The sequence below is a fragment of the Phaeobacter sp. CC-HEC084 genome, assembly GCF_059429255.1.
Map to the genome: position 1 here is coordinate 1066233 of NZ_JCAIJQ010000009.1, position 16286 is coordinate 1082518.

General features: G+C 63.2%; 16 protein-coding genes and 2 riboswitches. Of the genes, 9 read left to right on the forward strand and 7 right to left on the reverse strand.

All coding sequences use genetic code 11. The annotated features are described in order from the left end of the window. Positions 1–112: 112 nt before the first annotated feature. On the forward strand, positions 113–667 hold the full coding sequence (locus tag AC5SSZ_RS22245; protein WP_274833127.1) for a sigma-70 family RNA polymerase sigma factor: 555 nt from the start codon (positions 113–115) through the stop codon (positions 665–667). Further along, positions 652–1377 carry an anti-sigma factor gene (locus AC5SSZ_RS22250; protein WP_274833126.1) on the forward strand — a complete coding sequence of 242 codons (726 nt, stop codon included), beginning with the start codon at positions 652–654 and terminating at the stop codon, positions 1375–1377. The genes AC5SSZ_RS22245 and AC5SSZ_RS22250 overlap by 16 nt, the downstream gene beginning before the upstream one ends. A 34-nt stretch (positions 1378–1411) precedes the next feature. On the opposite strand, the gene AC5SSZ_RS22255 is transcribed toward AC5SSZ_RS22250, so the two are convergent. Continuing rightward, positions 1412–2020 (reverse strand): FMN-binding negative transcriptional regulator, encoded by a 609-nt coding sequence (locus AC5SSZ_RS22255; protein WP_495440134.1) that lies wholly within the window; start codon positions 2018–2020, stop codon positions 1412–1414. Positions 2021–2078: 58 nt separating this feature from the next. Further along, positions 2079–2337, forward strand: a riboswitch (FMN riboswitch). A gap of 82 nt (positions 2338–2419) precedes the next feature. Here AC5SSZ_RS22255 and AC5SSZ_RS22260 point away from each other — a divergent pair. Next, positions 2420–2869 carry a 6,7-dimethyl-8-ribityllumazine synthase gene (locus AC5SSZ_RS22260; protein ID WP_065271908.1) on the forward strand — a complete coding sequence of 150 codons (450 nt, stop codon included), beginning with the start codon at positions 2420–2422 and terminating at the stop codon, positions 2867–2869. Between the two features lie 122 nt (positions 2870–2991). Here AC5SSZ_RS22260 and AC5SSZ_RS22265 read toward each other — a convergent pair whose 3' ends face one another. The 3 genes from AC5SSZ_RS22265 to thiB are packed head-to-tail and all read right to left on the reverse strand — an operon-like array spanning position 2992 to position 6180. Beyond that, entirely contained in the window at positions 2992–3684 is a 693-nt protein-coding gene (locus AC5SSZ_RS22265) for a thiamine ABC transporter ATP-binding protein (RefSeq protein ID WP_495440136.1), read from the reverse strand. After that, positions 3671–5227 (reverse strand): ABC transporter permease family protein, encoded by a 1557-nt coding sequence (locus tag AC5SSZ_RS22270; protein ID WP_495440138.1) that lies wholly within the window; start codon positions 5225–5227, stop codon positions 3671–3673. Before AC5SSZ_RS22270 ends, AC5SSZ_RS22265 begins: the two co-directional genes overlap by 14 nt. Continuing rightward, positions 5203–6180, reverse strand: a complete 978-nt coding sequence (gene thiB, locus AC5SSZ_RS22275) for a thiamine ABC transporter substrate binding subunit (RefSeq protein WP_495440140.1) — start codon at positions 6178–6180, stop codon at positions 5203–5205. Before thiB ends, AC5SSZ_RS22270 begins: the two co-directional genes overlap by 25 nt. Positions 6181–6224: 44 nt before the next feature. Beyond that, positions 6225–6321, reverse strand: a riboswitch (TPP riboswitch). Positions 6322–6501: 180 nt separating this feature from the next. Here thiB and aroC point away from each other — a divergent pair. Next, positions 6502–7605 carry a chorismate synthase gene (gene aroC, locus AC5SSZ_RS22280; protein WP_495440142.1) on the forward strand — a complete coding sequence of 368 codons (1104 nt, stop codon included), beginning with the start codon at positions 6502–6504 and terminating at the stop codon, positions 7603–7605. A gap of 13 nt (positions 7606–7618) precedes the next feature. Then, complete coding sequence (locus AC5SSZ_RS22285; protein ID WP_495440145.1) at positions 7619–8563, forward strand: AEC family transporter; 945 nt, start codon at positions 7619–7621, stop codon at positions 8561–8563. 682 nt (positions 8564–9245) lie between these two features. Here the strand turns inward: AC5SSZ_RS22285 and AC5SSZ_RS22290 are convergent. The 3 genes from AC5SSZ_RS22290 to AC5SSZ_RS22300 form a co-directional block, all read right to left on the reverse strand. Beyond that, positions 9246–10799 carry a DUF427 domain-containing protein gene (locus tag AC5SSZ_RS22290; RefSeq protein WP_274829926.1) on the reverse strand — a complete coding sequence of 518 codons (1554 nt, stop codon included), beginning with the start codon at positions 10797–10799 and terminating at the stop codon, positions 9246–9248. A gap of 139 nt (positions 10800–10938) precedes the next feature. Next, positions 10939–11640 (reverse strand): winged helix-turn-helix domain-containing protein, encoded by a 702-nt coding sequence (locus AC5SSZ_RS22295; protein ID WP_065271902.1) that lies wholly within the window; start codon positions 11638–11640, stop codon positions 10939–10941. Beyond that, positions 11612–11905, reverse strand: coding sequence for a hypothetical protein (locus AC5SSZ_RS22300; protein ID WP_274833117.1), 294 nt, complete (start codon positions 11903–11905; stop codon positions 11612–11614). Before AC5SSZ_RS22300 ends, AC5SSZ_RS22295 begins: the two co-directional genes overlap by 29 nt. 188 nt (positions 11906–12093) lie before the next feature. On the opposite strand from AC5SSZ_RS22300, the gene AC5SSZ_RS22305 reads away from it, so the two are divergent. The 4 genes from AC5SSZ_RS22305 to AC5SSZ_RS22320 all read left to right on the forward strand — a co-directional run bounded on the left by AC5SSZ_RS22305 (position 12094) and on the right by AC5SSZ_RS22320 (position 16159). Continuing rightward, a complete protein-coding gene (locus AC5SSZ_RS22305; protein ID WP_495440147.1) occupies positions 12094–12627 on the forward strand; it encodes a hypothetical protein in 534 nt (177 codons plus the stop codon). A 123-nt stretch (positions 12628–12750) separates the two neighbouring features. After that, positions 12751–13368: a ribonuclease HII gene (rnhB, locus tag AC5SSZ_RS22310; RefSeq protein ID WP_495440149.1), complete on the forward strand. Its 618-nt coding sequence runs from the start codon at positions 12751–12753 to the stop codon at positions 13366–13368. Positions 13369–13478: 110 nt separating this feature from the next. Then, complete coding sequence (locus AC5SSZ_RS22315) at positions 13479–14582, forward strand: site-specific DNA-methyltransferase (RefSeq protein WP_065271899.1); 1104 nt, start codon at positions 13479–13481, stop codon at positions 14580–14582. 179 nt (positions 14583–14761) lie between these two features. Beyond that, positions 14762–16159, forward strand: a complete 1398-nt coding sequence (locus AC5SSZ_RS22320; protein WP_495440150.1) for an adenylate/guanylate cyclase domain-containing protein — start codon at positions 14762–14764, stop codon at positions 16157–16159. The last annotated feature ends 127 nt before the right edge of the window (positions 16160–16286 follow it).

Genomic DNA, 16286 nt, shown 5'->3' on the forward strand with positions numbered 1-16286 from the left:
CTTCTTCGTTGCAAGACTAAGAACTGAGGCAGGGCACCCGGCGTTCTGCGCCGGGTGTTTTGACTTTCTGTGCGACCTGTCTACCTAGATGGGAAATCAGGGCCGGGCAGATATGACAACACCAGCAGAGATCGAGACGATGATCGCACGAATCGCCCTGCGCGACCGGCGTGCTTTCGCGGCGCTCTATGATGCGACCAGTGCCAAGCTGTTCGGCGTCTGCCTGCGGGTGCTGAAAAACCGCGGCGAGGCCGAAGATACCCTGCAAGAGGTCTTTTTGCGGATCTGGGCCAAGGCGGATAGTTATGCGGTGACCGGGCACAGTCCGATGACCTGGCTGATCACTATCGCCCGGAACCTGTCGATTGACCGGCTGCGGGCCCGTCAGGCGCGGATGTCCGGTCAGGGCGACGGCGGTGATCTGCTGGAGCAGGTACCGGACAGCAGCCCCGGCCCCGAAGCCACCACCATTGCCCGGTCCGAGCAGGCCCGCATGAACGCCTGCATGGAGGAATTGCCGCAGGACCGTGCAGAGGCCGTGCGCGGCGCCTATCTGGAAGGAGACAATTACCAGACCCTGGCAGAACGCCATGGCGTTCCGCTGAATACGATGCGTACCTGGCTGCGTCGCAGCCTCCAGAAACTGAAAGAATGTCTGACCCGATGAGCGGCACCGATACCCCTCAGGCAGAGCCTCCCTTCGACGACGAGTTCCTCGCCGCCGAATACGTGCTGCATCTTCTGGATGCCGAGGCACGGCGCAGCTTTGAGGCGCGCCTGGCGGCGGAGCCTGCCCTGCGGGAAGAGGTGCATCGCTGGGAGGCGCATTTTGCCAGCCTTGCCGAAGAGGTGCCCGAGACCGCGCCACCCGCCCGGGTGAAGGCGGCGCTGATGGCGCAGATCGACGCCGCGCCGGAAGGTCCAGAAGGCGTGCGGCGCATCTTATCGGCCTGGCGCATGGGGCTTGGCGCGCTGGCGGCGGCGCTGGTTATGGTGGCGGCGCTGGTGCTGGTGCCGATTCTGTCGCGCCCGGATTTCTCGCCGGCCTATCATGTTGATCTGGCCTCGGCCGATGGCGACCTCTTCGTGGCCGCCGGGCTCGATGCGGAGCAGAACCTTCTGCTGATCCGGCGTGATCAGGGCGCGCCGCGTCCCGGCCGGGCGCTGGAACTGTGGCTGATCGCCGACGGGGCCGAGGCGCCGGTCTCCCTTGGGGTGCTGCCGGAAGAGAATGAGATTTTCGTGACCCTGCCTGCGGAGCTGGCGCAGCAGTTTGCCGGGGCGACGCTGGCGATCTCGGACGAACCGGAAGGCGGCTCGCCCACCGGTGCCCCCACCGGCGAGGTTCTGGCTGCGGCCGCCGTCGAGACCCTGTGATTGCTGCCCCGACCCGCGCGGGGCAGTCCGGGGATCAGGGGCGCATCATCCGGGCCAGATCATCCAGCTCGGCGCCAAAACCGGTGGTGATCTGATCCGCGACCGCCGTGCGGGCGGGCTCAGGCTTGTTCTGACTCAGCTTCCAGGTGCCCTCCACCGTTTCGATGCTGAGCCGCACCGGCACGATCATCCGCATCATCCGTTCCAGCGCCTCCGGCTCCATTTTGTCGCTGTGCCAGGGTGGTTTTGGCAGCAACCGCGCCTCGTAATACGCCGATTGCCGGTCCAGAAGATCCAGCAGTTCATCTTGCGGGCGCTGCTCCAGCCTGCCGGTCAGATGCACAGCCACGTAATTCCAGGTCGGCACCTGATCGGCCAGCCCGTACCAATCGGGCGAGACATAGCCATCCGGCCCGCTGACCGCCAGCCGCGCAGTCTGCGGGGATTTCAGCACCCGGGTGATCGGGTTCGACCGCACCAGATGCAGATCGGCAGAGGTGCCGTCTTCGCTCAGCAAAAATGGAACATGGCTGATCAGCGGCGCCTCCGCCGTGGAAACCGCCAGCACGCCAAAGGCGCGCGTCCGGGCAAAATCGAGATTCTGCGCGCGGTCTGCATCATGATAAATGGGATTGGGGTGCATATTGATCTCCTGACGTCGCGAACAGACTTGAAACACCGGCCCGCTGTTGGCAAGTTCCGCCTGTTCTCAGGGCGGGGCGAAATTCCCCACCGGCGGTATGCGGGGCGTGTCCCCGTCAGCCCGCGAGCGGCTTTTCGGGGCGTGTCCCCACAGCCAATGAGACGAACATCGGTTCCGGTGGCTTGGACAAGCGCGTCCACAGCCAGAAAAGTGGGAACCGGTTTTCGGATCAAGCTGTGGAGCAGTCAGGAGAGTGACAAGCAGATCTGGTGAGAGGCCAGAGCCGACGGTTATAGTCCGGATGGAAGAGAACGTGCGACAGGGACTGCCTTTTTCGGGGCGGGGCTCCTGCCGTTCGTTATCGCCTTGGGTGACGTGTCGAACCTATAGGAGATAACCATGACACACACCCGATATGCATTCATCAAGGCCAATTGGCATGCAGATATTGTCGATCGCGCGCTCGAAGGATTTCAGGAATTGATCCCGGCCGAGCAGATCGATGTTTTTGACGTGCCTGGCGCATTCGAGATGCCGCTGATGGCGCAGGAGCTGGCCAAGACCGGCCAATACGCCGCCGTGGCCTGCGCCGCGCTCGTGGTGGATGGCGGCATCTACCGGCATGATTTCGTTGCGCAGGCGGTCGTGGACGGGCTGATGCGTGCAGGAATGGACACCGGCGTGCCGGTGCTGTCCGTCTCGCTGACCCCGCATCATTTCCAGGAAACCGATCACCACATGGCGATCTACCGCGACCATTTCGTTCAGAAGGGCCGCGAGGCCGCACAGGCGGCGCTGATGATCACCAAGACTCGGGAGCAGGCAAAGGGATTGGCGCAGGCTGCGTAAACCTTCGTATTTGTGACCAACAGCCTGCCGCTTCAGCGGCAGGCACGCGTCCGCCCGCCCCCACGGCGGGCGCGTTCCGCTCCCACCTCGGTCGGACGCTGAACTGCCCTTCTGAAAACAAACTACCCCAGATAAGCCTTCAAGGCAGGCGGCGGGTTGTCCAAAAGATCCGCCGATGGCCGGGGCGGATGAGCCTGCCCCTCGGCCACCAGCACCACCTGATCGGCAATGCGCCGGGCGTCGCCGGGGTCATGGCTCACCATCAACAGCGTTGCGCCGCTCTCCGTTGCCAGTTCCGCCACCAGATCCAGCATCTCGGCCTTCAAGGCAGGACCCAGTGCCGCGAAGGGTTCGTCCAGCAGCAGGATATCCCGCCCCTGCACCAGCACCCGCGCCAGCGCGACACGGCTTTGCTGTCCGCCGGACAGGGCGGCAGGTTTGCGCGTCTCCATGCCTGAAAGGCCGACCCGCTCCAGCGCCTGCGCGACGCGGGCGTGTTCGGAATCGCTCAGTCGCAGGTTCGGCTGCAGGCCCAGCCCGACGTTTTGCGCCGCGGTCAGATGCGGAAACAGATTGCCATCCTGAAACAGCATGGCGACCGGACGCTTGCCGGGCAATTGATCGCTCAGATCGCTCTCTCCCCAGAAGATCCGCCCGCCGGAGAGGGGAAGAAACCCGGCGACGGCCTCGATGAGGGTGGTCTTGCCCGCGCCGGAAGGGCCGATAACCGCAACCCGCGCGCCGGGGGGAATCGCAAAATCAGCAGTCAGGATAAAGCCGCCATTGTCGATGCGGATATGTTCAAGCTTCAGCATGCCAGCGTCCTCCCCGGTCCAGGATCCAGAAGGCCCCCATCGACAGGCACAGCAGCACCAGCGCCGCACCCGCTGCCGCCTGCATCTGGTAGGCGCCCATCAGCCGGTAGACTTGCAAGGGCAGGGTGGCGACCTCGGGATCGGCAAAAAGGGCAATAACCCCAAGGTCCCCCATCGACAGCGCCGCCGCCAGCCCGGCGGCAAATCCGATCTGCGCCCGCATACGCGGCAGGACCACCCACAGGATAAAGGGTCGCCCGGTCATATCAAGAGAGAGCGCAAGCCGCCGGTGCCGGGTGATGACATCGCGGGCCGCCGGGATCAGGATCCGCATGGCAAAGGGCAGCGCCATCACCGCATTGACCAGCGCCGTCACTGGCAGCGCCAGCGCAAAGGGGCTGGCCACAGGATAGATCAGGATGAACAGCCCGGTGCCGATCACCAGCGGAGAGGCGGCAAGTCCCAGAAGTCCGGCGACCTCCATCGGCAGCGGGCGCCCCAGCGCCGCCGCCAGCGCCATCGGCAGGGCCAGCGCCAGCAGGATCAGGGTGCTGGCGCCTGCCACAAGGACCGAGGCACCGGCGGCCTTCCAGACCGAGGCGGGCAGGGTCAGCACGCCCGGCAGGCCCGACAGCACCACCGCCAGCAGCGGCAGGAGCAGGAACAAAGCGGCAAAGAGGATCCAGAAGCCATCAAGGCCGCGCGCCACCGCGCCGCGCCCGTCCCAGCGGCGCAGCATTCGGTCAAGCCCGCTGCCGAACCCTTCGCCCACCGGGGCGCGCAGGGCGATCATGGCCGCCAGCGCGGTCAGTAGCAGCTGCACCGCCGACAACAGCGCCGCGCGGCCCAGATCGAAATCGAAACTGAAGGCCTGATAGATCGCCAGTTCAATGGTGGTGGCGCGCGGGCCACCGCCCAGCGTCAGCGCCACGGCAAAGCTGGAGAGGCAAATGGCAAAGACAACAGCCAGCGCGCCGGGCACCACGCGGGCCAGCATCGGTGCCTCCAAAAGCTGCCACATGGCGCGCGCGTCTGCGTCCAGTTGCGCGGCCAGACGAAAACGTTCGGCGGGGATCTCCTGCCAGCCTTGCAGGATCAGCCGCGTCGCCAGCGGCAGGTTGAAAAAGACATGGGCCAGCACAACACCGTGCAGACCATAGATGCTGAGGGGTTCAAGTCCGAACAGTCCTAGCGCATCGCTGACCCAGCCCGCGCGGCCAAAGACCGCGAGCAGGCCAAGGATGGCAACAATCACCGGCAGGATGAAAGGTGCGCCCAAAAGGGCGATCAGCAGGCTGCGCCCGGCAAAGCGTCGCCGTGCCAGCGCGCGGGCCACGGGCACCGCAAGGGCGACGCTGAACAGGGCAGAAAGGCTCGCCTGCACCAGCGTGAACCGCACCGCCGCCCAATCGGCGGTGACCAGCCCGCGCCCGGGTTCGGCGCGTAAGGCGACCGCTGCCAGCGTGCCAAGGATCAGCGCCGCCACCAGCAGGGCGGCGCCATATCCCGCAGCCGGGCTTAACGGCTGAGCGCGTTGCGCCATTCGTCCAGCGCTGCGTCGCGCACTTCTGCTGCCTGATCGGCGGGCAGCAGCAGCGATTTCTCCGGGGTGATCAGTGTCTCAAATCCCTTGGGCAGACCGCCTTCAGGGGTGACCGCCGGATACATCCAGTTGGTGGTGGGGATGACGGACTGGAAGGCATCGGTGACCATGAACTGCAGGAACTGATCGGCCAGTTCGGGCTGGTCGCTGGCGGCGAGTTTGCCGGCGACCTCGACCTGCATGTAATGGCCTTCGTCAAACGAGGCGGCCGCCTTGCTGGCGTCCTCTTCAGCGATCAGGTGATAGGCGGGGGAGGTGGTGTAGGAGAGCACCATGTCGGCCTCGCCCTCAAGGAACATGCCGTAAGCCTCGGACCAGCCCTTGGTCACGGTGACGATATTGTCGGCAAGACCTTCCCAGATCGCAGTCGCCTCATCCCCGTAAGCGGCCTTCACCCACATCAACAGGCCCAGACCGGGGGTGGATGAGCGCGGATCCTGGATCACGATCCGGGTGTCGCTGGCGGCCAGCGATTTGAAATCGCCCGGCACATCGGCATCCGCATTGTGGACAAAGGCGAAATAGCCCCAGTCATAAGGAACAAAGGTCGCATCTTCCCAGGCGATGGGCAGATCGAACTCCGCGCTGACGGAATGATCCGCAAACAGGCCGCTTTCCTTGGCGGCGGCGGTGAGGTTGGTATCCAGCCCCAGCACCACATCGGCATCGGAACGGTCGCCTTCCAGCTTGACCCGCGCAAGCAGCGCGGCGCCATCGCCCGCGCCGACCAGTTTCAGATCGCAGCCGCAGACCTTTTCAAAGGCTGTCTCGACTGCAGGCCCGGGGCCCCAGTCCGAGACAAAGCTGTCGTAGGTGTAAACGGTCAATTCGGGCGTCTCGGCGAATGCCGCCGATGCGCCGAGCAGTCCCGCTGCAAAAACAGAATACTTCATGGCATCCTCCTTTGCGGCGATGGGCAAGGGTGGTGCCGTTGACGGGTCTTATCCATAACCTTCCCTCCGCCGGTGTTAGCCGGTTCAGGTTCAACGGGTGTGATCTCAGCGCCCTTGTGCGACGCACCCCGAGGTGAGCGGCAACCTAGGGCCCGGGGGCGGCAAAGACAAGGAAAGAGGGCGGCGGCGCGGATGTTTCGCGCGCGAAACAGGTGACCAGCGCCTTGCCGCCGCGTCCGCGGGACAGGCAATGGGGGCGCAATTGCACTTGAGCCACGCCCGCCCCGCCGCTAAGCACGGATCGCAAAGGAGACCGCCCCCATGTCGATGAACAGCTTTGGCCATCTTTTCCGCGTCACCACCTGGGGTGAAAGCCACGGTCCCGCGCTGGGCGCCACCGTCGATGGCTGCCCGCCCAACGTGCCGCTGGAGCCGGAGATGCTTCAGCAGTGGCTGGACAAGCGCCGCCCGGGTCAGAACAAGAACATGACCCAGCGCAACGAACCGGATGCGGTGAAGATCCTGTCGGGCGTCTTTGAAGGCAAATCCACCGGCACGCCGATCCAGCTGATGATCGAGAACACCGACCAGCGCTCCAAGGATTACGGCGATATCGCCCAGACCTTCCGCCCCGGTCATGCCGACATCACCTATTACCAGAAATACGGCAACCGCGATTATCGCGGCGGGGGTCGCTCCTCGGCGCGGGAAACGGCGACGCGGGTTGCAGCGGGCGGTGTTGCCCGCGAGGCGATCAAGGCGCTGGCGCCGGGGCTGGAGATCAAGGGCTACATGGTCGCCATGGGCGAGATGGGCATCGACCGGGAACGGTTCGATTGGGACGCCATCGATCAGAACGATTTCTGGATCCCCGATGCGGGCGCGGTGAAGGATTGGGAAGACTACCTGCAGGCGCTGCGCAAGGCGCATGATTCCGTCGGCGCGGTGATCGAGGTGGTGGCCCGCGGCGTGCCCGCCGGGATCGGCGCGCCGGTCTATGGCAAGCTCGATACCGATCTGGCGGCGGCGATGATGTCGATCAACGCGGTTAAGGGGGTGGAGATCGGTGAAGGCATGAATGCCGCGCGTCTTAAAGGCTCGGAAAACGCCGATGAGATCTTCATGGGCAACGATGGTCAGCCGGTCTATTCCAGCAACCATGCAGGCGGCATCCTGGGCGGGATTTCCACCGGCCAAGATGTTGTCGTGCGGTTCGCGGTAAAGCCGACCTCGTCTATCCTGACGCCGCGCCAGTCGATCCGCAAGGATGGCAGCCCAGCCGAGGTGATCACCAAGGGCCGCCATGACCCCTGTGTTGGTATCCGCGCGGTGCCGGTGGCCGAGGCGATGATGGCCTGCGTGATCCTGGATCACCTGATGCTGCACCGCGGACAGATCGGCGAGAACCAGGGGAAGATCGGCTAGGGGCCACAGAGCCATGGGCGCGATCCTGTCGATCACCTTTCCGATCTATGCGGCGCTGGGCCTTGGCTACGGGATCGTCTGGAAAGGCTGGTTCACCCCAGAGGATATGCGCCGGTTCGGGGCCTATGTGCTGAACATCGCCCTACCGGCGCTGATCTTTTCCGCCGTGGCAGCGCGCAACCCTGCCGAAGTGTTCCAGCCCGGATATGTGCTGGCCTATGGTCTGGGCGGGGTCGCGACCATCGCGGTTTCCTTCGTGCTGTTCACCCTGCGCGGCGTGGATCCGCGTCGCCGGGCGCTGGGGGTGATGGGATCGACCTGCCCCAACAACGGCTTTGTCGGCTATCCTATCATGCTGTTGACCTTTCCGGATCTGGCCGGGGTGATCCTGGCGCTGAACCTGCTGGTCGAGAACCTGATCCTGATCCCCACGTGCCTGCTCTTGATGGAACTGGCGGGCAGCACGCCGGGCCAGCCTCTGCTACCGAAACTGCGCGGTATCCTGTGGAACATGGCGAAGATGCCGATGCTGATCGCACTGGCGCTGGGGCTTGTGGTTTCGGCTGCTGGCCTGACGCTGCCGGGGCCGTTCCTGCGTTTTGTCGATATGCTGGCGGCCTCGGCCGGGGCGCTGTCGCTGGTGGTGATCGGTGGATCGCTGGTGGGGTTGCCGATGCACGGCAACCGCAGTCTTGCGGCGCAGATCGCGGCGAGCAAGCTGCTTTTGCACCCGGCGCTGGTGGCTGGCGCGGCGGCGGGGCTGCTATGGGCGGGTCTGGTGGCGCTGCCGGAAGAGTTGCACAGCGCGGTGATCCTGTCGGCGGCGATGCCGATGTTCGGGATCTACACGGTGCTGGCCCAGCGGCAGGGTCTGGAGGGCGCGGCGAGCCTCGCTATGCTGACCGCCACGAGCCTCGCCTTTGTGACGCTGACCGTTCTGTTGTGGCTGCTGGTTTGAGCTGACTCTGTGGGGAAATCGCTCTGGGGGCAATGTCCTTTTGTATCAGAGCGATTTTCGTCGCAGGTGGCGAATGAGGCCGACAACAACCAACCCGATAGGCACCCAGAAGATGCTGAGAGCCAGCAGAATAGAACTGCTCAGGAACATACTGTAGAGCAGTCCTCCGATGTCAGCGCCCAAGACTGCGCAGGCTTCCGGTCCTTTTGCCCAGATCGTGCAACCGCGCAGACTTGCGATCTGAATGAATGCGAAGCAAACGGCCCAAAGAAAGGCTGGCCATGTGAGTATCAGGACAGCAACCCACCCGGGAATCTCGTTCGACTCTCGCCCTGTCGGAGGGCTTTGTGGTGGCCGCTTTGGTGGGTGTTTCATGTGTCTTGGGTCAATAGGTACATGGGGTGATCCAATCACAGCCAAGGTGCTGGAACAATGGCCGAATACTCCCGCGCCCGCAGGGGGTCGGCTGCGCCAGCCCCCTTTGTGCGGCCTTGGGCCGGGCGCTGTCCTTTGGACAGCGCAAGTGTAATTGCTGAGAGGTCCATTGAGGGGCAGATCTGCCCTCAACGGACCTACACAAGGATCATACCCTCTGGCGCTGCCTCAAGGGTGAACCGCGCTGGCGCGCGGCCGCAGCGCGGCCCTTGACCCATCGCCAGAGAGTGGGGACCGGAAGGGCAGGTCAGGAAGTGGGGATCGCGTAGCTGTTCACCGGGCGGGAGACATTGTGCAGTTCGACCTCGCCCAGGGGGATGGCATTGGAGGGGTCTTTCAGTACATCGGCGCTGACCACGATCTGGTGACCTTGCGTCTTGCCATATTCACCCAGGCGGGCGGCGACGTTGGCGGCGCGTCCGATTACGGTGAAATCGAGCCGTTCCTGCGAGCCGACGTTGCCATAGGTGACCGAACCATAGGCGAGGCCGGTGGCGCATTGCAGTGCCGCCAGCCCGGTGTCGCGCGCCAGTTCCGGCAGTGCATCGACGATGGCGCGGGCCGAGGCCAGTGCCTGGCTGCGGGCGCGGTAGCTTTTTTGTGGATCGGCGGGGAAGACCGCCAGCACAGCGTCGCCGATGAATTTCAGCACCTCGCCACCGTTGTCATGCACGATTGTAGAGGCGGTTTCAAAAAAGCCGTTCAGTAGCTGGATATAGGCATCGCGGCCCAGGTCCTCTTCGAGCCGGGTGGAATTGCGCAGATCGCAGAACATGATGGCGGCGTCGATCTCATCTCCGTCGCCGCGGCGGATTTCACCGCCCAGGACCCGCGCGCCGGAGCGTTTGCCGACATAGGTTTCGAGCAGCGATTGCGCGTTTTCGCGCTGCATGAAGACCTCGTAATAGCGGGCGATCACGGCGCTGCATTCAAATATCAGGCCCAGATTGGCGGTGGTGAACCCGTCGGGGTGATCGCTGGCCACGGTCATCACGTTGATGCGCCCGTCGGAGAACGGCAGCGGCATGGCGACGTAATCGGTGGCGCCTTCGCTGCGCAGGTCCTGAAGGATCGGGAAGGCATCGTCGGGCAGATCGCGGTGCAGCCGGTGGCGCACACCGCCAAGCCCCTGCGAGACATGGCGCAGGGGGCTGTTCTGATACTGCGGTTTGCTGAGGAGGTCATAGCTGGGTGCGGTAACGATGATCTCGGGAGAGCGGCGTTTCCAGACGTAGTTCTTGCCCGCGATCATCGGGTGCAGGGACCAGGCCAGCACCGACAGCCGGGCCAGTTGCACGCCCTGTTCGCGCAGCTTTTCCGCCAGCGCCTCGGTAAAGCTTTCGGGAGTGTTCAGCATTGCCGCTTCGCGCAGCAGCCAGTCGATCAGCGGGCCGGAGATATTGCCGGAATCGGGCGGGGTGAGCGTGTTCTCCCCCAGATCCAGCTGTGTTTCATCATCCTGCACGAAACCCACATGGCCGGTGATCCCGGCGGCCTCGGGCAGGGTGTTCTCGTAGATCCAGACCGCATTGTCGACGCGCTCGTCCTCAAGCTTCAGATCGTGATAGCAGGCGGTGCCTTTGAACGGGCAGAAGGTTTGCAGCGCCACCCGTTCGGACAGGGGCACCAGCACATCGTCGCGCGGGAAATAGACGGTGGGCGGCAGGCGGGTTTCATACATCACCTTTGCCGCGCTGCTTTCGGCGAGAAGGACACCGTTGCGGAACACCCGCACCGGACCGCTGAGCGGTTCGACCAGAATGCCGTATCCCCGGGCGGGGGGCTTAACGTGCACATTCATCCGGGCTGTCCTTTTTAAAAACCGATCTTTGGAGTTGGTCCTATATGGGGCGGGCTCTGCCGGGTTTCCAGATGCGAAACCGGCAGATGCCGCACAGGTGATGTGCAGGTTGCGCACGATGTCGGTGCTCTGTCGCGCATTATACCATGCGGATGACATCCTTGCTAATGGCGAGCACATAACCGCGTTTGGCGATGTTCTTGACCAGAAGCTCACTTATCATCTGGTTGCCAAGGGTATCGCGCAGGCGTTTGATCCGGGTGGCGCCGGCGGCCTCGTCACAATCGCTGCTGTGACGGCCGGAAATCACCGCTTCGATTTCAGCGCCCGACAGGACATCATCATCCATCCGCGCCTCGGCCAGGGCTGCGAGGGTCTCCATCGCTGCCGGGGTCAGGCGGAACCCCATGCTGTTGAGATAGACGGTGTTTTCCTCGCGGCTGATCAGCAGCTCGTTGACCTGAATGCCGGCGCGTTCGATCTGCGCCATGCGCCGGTTCAGGAGCAGCAGCATGGTCAGCACCACCAGCGCCGCCAGCATCATCGCAGCGGCAAAGACCAGCAGCACGAAGATCACCATACGGTAGCTGGCCAGCGTATCGGCAAAGGCGGTGCCGGACTGGGCGAGAATCTCCAGCAGCTTGATCTCGGCCTGGGTTGTCAGATCGTTTTCCACAAACACCCGTTCGACACGGGCGTTAAAGGCGTTGGCATCGGGCAGGGTCAGCAGCAGCCAGGTCCCTGCAATCGCCAGCAGCGCCACGATGGCGACGATACCAAACGCGACCACCCGCCCGCCCGCGGCGCGCATTTCAGAAACGGAGGTAATAGGAGCCCGCATTGGCCTTCCTTTGTTGCAGGCCTTCGGGTCCAAAGACCGACAGCACGTTCAAGAGGGTCCATCCGGCAGGCGCCAGACGGGCCGTGATTTCCTTGCGGGCCGGGCCCTTCTTGCAGGGGCCGGACAGCTGGATGACGCCATAATGCAGTTTCAGCGGGTTGTCCTGCTTGGCCTTGTAATCGGCATAGCAATCGGCGGCCTGCGCCTGCGGTGCGCCCGCAGTCAGGGCAAGAGCCAGGAGGGGGATCAGGAGCATGTGTTTCATGACGCAACCCTGCGCCTGATCGCGCCGATATTCAATAACAACAGCGTCTTGGCGGGGCTGATATCCGATATCAGGGGGGCGTTATTGCCTGTCCGGCGGCGTTAGATCCAGGGTCGGATCACCGGCTTCTGGCCGCAACGAAACATTCAACGACATGCCGCCCTGCGCCCCTGATGAAAGGCTTTGATATGACCTATTCCGATTCCACCCTCCGCTGCCCCCAGGGCAAATCTCACCGCAAGTTCATCGCCTTGATTCTGTCGCTGTCGCTGGCCATCACCGGGATGTCCGCCGCGCCTGCCCGTGCTGACGAAGACGTGGCAAAGGTGCTGGCAGGGGTGGCTCTGCTTGGCATTCTGGGCGCGGCGATCAATGATGCGCGGCATCGGGATCAGTACACTGCACCAGCAGCCACACCGCCGCACGGCCACGGGTATCCTCAGCATGGGTCGCGCCCCCACCACGACCGTCCGCATCATGGATCGCGCCCGCTGCCGCCCCGGGTGGCGCGTTATGACCTGCCCGCGCAATGCGTGCGCTACTTCCCGCGCTACAGCCGTAGCCATACGCTGGTTGGTCAGAATTGCCTGAAACGCCGGTACCGGTTCGAATCGGCGCTGCCGCAGGTCTGCCGGGTGACCTTCTGGAACGGGCACAAGCATCGCAGCGGTTACAAGCCGACCTGCCTGCAGAACCGAGGTTACCGGTTGGTGCGCCGGTGACGGGCAGGGCGGTGATATTTCCGCAACAGTAAGAGGCGATTTCAGAGGGGCATTGCCCCTCTTTTTCCTTTGGTCGGGCGTGACGGGATTGCAAAACTGCGCTGGTTTGGGTCTCTCGGATCCATGGACCAGCCAGATTACAGCCTTGAAGACGCCGCCCGCGCCCGCGGGTCCCTGATCATCGCCGGAGTGGATGAGGTGGGCCGGGGGCCATTGGCCGGACCGGTCACGGCAGCAGCCGTCATACTGACCCCTGAATGCATTCCCGAGGGGCTGAATGATTCCAAGAAACTGAGCCCGAAAAAACGCCAGGCGGTGGAGCAGGCGATCTTTGAGAATGGGGTGGTTGCGATTGCCCATGCCACCGTTGAAGAGATTGATTCCCTTAATATTCTCCGCGCCTCGCATCTGGCGATGGAACGCGCCGTGGCAGCTCTGAACCCGCAGCCGGATTACCTGCTGATCGACGGGAACATGATCCCCAACGGGCTGCAGATTCCGGCCGAAGCGGTGGTCAAGGGAGACGGCAAATCACTGTCGATCGCGGCGGCCTCGATCGTGGCCAAAGAGGCGCGGGATCGGATCATGGTGGATTTAGCGCAACAGTTTCCAGGATATGGATGGGAGAAAAACGCAGGCTACCCGTCGAAACAGCACCGCACGGCGCTGGAGGAATTGGGCGTCACCCCACATCATCGGAGATCCTTCAAGCCGGTCCACAAGATATTGTATCAAGAGTGAACCGTAGACTGCTGTTCTAAAAAACAAATTGACCTCGAATCCCGGATGACTCATCCTGTGGATAACCAAAATGAGCGCAAAAATGCGCCGTGGTTATTGAGGCAGAGCAAATGAACAAAACCATGACGAAGGGCGCCGCGGCGCTCCCTCTAAACGCGATTCTTGGTGGCAATTGCATCGAGGTCATGGCCGGACTCCCGGCAAATTCCGTCGATCTGATCTTCGCGGACCCCCCTTATAACCTGCAACTGAAGGGCCAGCTTCATCGCCCCGACAACAGCAAGGTCGATGCTGTCGATGATCACTGGGATCAGTTCGACAGCTTCAAGGTCTATGACGATTTCACCCGCGCCTGGCTGCGCGAGGCGCGCCGGATCCTGAAGCCGAACGGCTCGATCTGGGTGATTGGCTCGTACCACAACATCTTCCGGGTCGGATCGGCGCTGCAGGACGAGGGCTACTGGATCCTGAATGATGTGATCTGGCGCAAGTCCAACCCGATGCCGAACTTCCGTGGCAAGCGCTATACCAACGCCCACGAGACGATGATCTGGGCGTCGAAGTCGGAAGGCGCAAAATACACCTTCAACTACGAGGCGCTGAAGGCCCTCAACGAAGGCATCCAGATGCGCAGCGACTGGGTGCTGCCGATCTGCACCGGGCATGAGCGTCTGAAGAACGAGAATGGCGACAAGGCGCATCCGACGCAAAAGCCGGAATCGCTGCTGCACCGCATCCTGGTCGGCTCGACCAACCCGGGCGACGTGGTGCTTGATCCCTTTTTTGGCACTGGTACCACCGGTGCCGTGGCCAAGATGCTGGGCCGCGAGTTCATCGGGATTGAACAGGAAGAGGCCTACCGCGAGGTGGCAGCAAAACGCATCAAGGCAGTGCGCAAGTTCGACCGTGAAGCCCTGCAGGTTTCCGCCAGCAAACGCGCGGAACCACGTGTTCCCTTTGGCCAGCTGGTCGAACGCGGTATGCTGCGCCCCGGCGAAGAGCTGTTCTCGATGAACCAGCGGCACAAGGCCAAGGTGCGCGCCGATGGCACGCTGGTCGGCGGCGAGGTCAAAGGCTCGATCCATCAGGTCGGCGCCGCGCTGGAGGGCGCACCGTCCTGCAATGGATGGACCTACTGGTGCTTCCGCCGCGATGGCAAAACCGTTCCGATTGATGTTCTGCGTCAGCAGATCCGCGCGGAAATGCAGGCCTGATCTAACCGAGAAAACCAAACAACACCGCTGGTGCCTGTGCCCCGACCTTTGGTCAGGGGCGCGGGCACCTCACCTTGCCCCGCCGATCTGGCGGGGCTTTTTTGGTTCTACCTGCGGGATAGGGGGTGCGTCCCGCCGGGGTGATGCCTATGGTCGGATCGGGAACGAAGGAACGGACGATGGCGGATACGGCTCTGGGTGCGGCGCAGCAGATGCGCGCCGCTGAGACGGTCAATGCGGCGGATCCCGTGGGGGACAGCCAATACGCAGCGGCGGCGCTGGAGGCGCACAAGCGCGAGGGTCTGGAACTCGCGGTGCGGGCGCGCTGGATTGCGATGGCTGTCATCTCGGTCTTTCTGGTTGCCGTCAGCCCGACCTGGGATGTGCTTTATTACCATGGCATTCTGCTGCTGCTGTGCCTCAACGGCTGGCTGATCCAGCGCTATGGACAGGTGGGGCGTTCCCGCGTTGAGCTGTTGCTGATCTTCATGGACCTCTTGATCATGACGGTGGGCATGGTGGCGCCGAATCCCTTCAACCCCAGTGATCTGCCGCTGGCGATGCAGTACAGGATCGACAACTTCCTCTATTTCTTTGTGATCCTGGCGGGCGGGACACTGGCGTTTTCCTGGCGCACGGTGATCGCGATCGGGGTCTGGACCTCTGCGATGTGGGCCGCTGGACTGGGCCTGGCGTGGTGGTTTGCGGACCCATTTCCAGAACTGACCGCCGCCACGCAGGCCGCTTTTGGTCCCGGCACCGAATTGGCGGCGATCATGGATCCGAACAGTTTCAACATTCCCCTGCGCATTCAGGAGATCTTTGTCTTTCTTCTGGTGGCGGTGACGCTGGGGATTTCCGCGCGCCGGTTCAGCCGGTTGCTAATGGACAACGCGGGGCTTGAACGCGAACGGGCCAACCTGTCGCGTTATTTCTCGCCCAATGTGGTGGACCAGCTGTCGCAGAACGACGATCCGTTGAAGCAGGTGCGCAGCCAGAATGTGGGCGTGTTGTTCATCGACATCGTCGGCTTTACCCGGATGAGCGCGGGGCAGGATCCCCACCGGGTGATCGAGTTGCTGCGGGCCTTTCATGCCCGGATGGAGCGCGAGGTTTTCCGTCATCGGGGGACGCTCGATAAATATCTGGGTGATGGGCTGATGGCGACCTTTGGCACCCCGATGGCTGGACCGCAGGATGCCACCGATACGCTGGCCTGTGCCATTGCGATGCAAGAGGCGCTGGCGGATTGGAACCGCGACCGCCGCCGCCGGGGAGAGCCGGAGATCTGCGCCGGTATCGGCATTCACTATGGCGAGACCGTGCTGGGGGATATCGGTGCAAACCGGCTGGAATATGCGGTGATCGGGACTGCGGTCAACGTGGCGGCACGGCTCGAAGAAATGACCCGCAGATTGCAGGCGCAGATCGTGATGAGTGATGATTTACGCGGGCAGGTCATGGCCGAGGGGCAGGCGCCGGAGCTTTTGAATGAGTTCACCTGTCACGACGGACAGGATATCCGCGGTCTGGATCAGTCCATGCGCGTCTGGAGCGTGACCGCGACCTGTGGCTGACTCGGTCAAGCTACGCCAGCAGAGAAGAGCGTTTCAGGGCATTTCCGAACCGTTTAATGCGGACCCTTGGCGTAAGGCGGGGTGCATGCGGTATGCTGCTCTCTTTTTTAGATTTCAATAATCGAAT

What these genes read in the sequence shown, in the direction of transcription:
- AC5SSZ_RS22245 (WP_274833127.1), top strand. Translation starts at nt 113, where the DNA reads ATGACAACACCAGCAGAGATCGAGACGATGATCGCACGAATCGCCCTG.
- AC5SSZ_RS22250 (WP_274833126.1), top strand. Translation starts at nt 652, where the DNA reads ATGTCTGACCCGATGAGCGGCACCGATACCCCTCAGGCAGAGCCTCCC.
- AC5SSZ_RS22255 (WP_495440134.1), bottom strand. Translation starts at nt 2,020, where the DNA reads ATGCACCCCAATCCCATTTATCATGATGCAGACCGCGCGCAGAATCTC.
- AC5SSZ_RS22260 (WP_065271908.1), top strand. Translation starts at nt 2,420, where the DNA reads ATGACACACACCCGATATGCATTCATCAAGGCCAATTGGCATGCAGAT.
- AC5SSZ_RS22265 (WP_495440136.1), bottom strand. Translation starts at nt 3,684, where the DNA reads ATGCTGAAGCTTGAACATATCCGCATCGACAATGGCGGCTTTATCCTG.
- AC5SSZ_RS22270 (WP_495440138.1), bottom strand. Translation starts at nt 5,227, where the DNA reads ATGGCGCAACGCGCTCAGCCGTTAAGCCCGGCTGCGGGATATGGCGCC.
- thiB (WP_495440140.1), bottom strand. Translation starts at nt 6,180, where the DNA reads ATGAAGTATTCTGTTTTTGCAGCGGGACTGCTCGGCGCATCGGCGGCA.
- aroC (WP_495440142.1), top strand. Translation starts at nt 6,502, where the DNA reads ATGTCGATGAACAGCTTTGGCCATCTTTTCCGCGTCACCACCTGGGGT.
- AC5SSZ_RS22285 (WP_495440145.1), top strand. Translation starts at nt 7,619, where the DNA reads ATGGGCGCGATCCTGTCGATCACCTTTCCGATCTATGCGGCGCTGGGC.
- AC5SSZ_RS22290 (WP_274829926.1), bottom strand. Translation starts at nt 10,799, where the DNA reads ATGAATGTGCACGTTAAGCCCCCCGCCCGGGGATACGGCATTCTGGTC.
- AC5SSZ_RS22295 (WP_065271902.1), bottom strand. Translation starts at nt 11,640, where the DNA reads ATGCGGGCTCCTATTACCTCCGTTTCTGAAATGCGCGCCGCGGGCGGG.
- AC5SSZ_RS22300 (WP_274833117.1), bottom strand. Translation starts at nt 11,905, where the DNA reads ATGAAACACATGCTCCTGATCCCCCTCCTGGCTCTTGCCCTGACTGCG.
- AC5SSZ_RS22305 (WP_495440147.1), top strand. Translation starts at nt 12,094, where the DNA reads ATGACCTATTCCGATTCCACCCTCCGCTGCCCCCAGGGCAAATCTCAC.
- rnhB (WP_495440149.1), top strand. Translation starts at nt 12,751, where the DNA reads ATGGACCAGCCAGATTACAGCCTTGAAGACGCCGCCCGCGCCCGCGGG.
- AC5SSZ_RS22315 (WP_065271899.1), top strand. Translation starts at nt 13,479, where the DNA reads ATGAACAAAACCATGACGAAGGGCGCCGCGGCGCTCCCTCTAAACGCG.
- AC5SSZ_RS22320 (WP_495440150.1), top strand. Translation starts at nt 14,762, where the DNA reads ATGGCGGATACGGCTCTGGGTGCGGCGCAGCAGATGCGCGCCGCTGAG.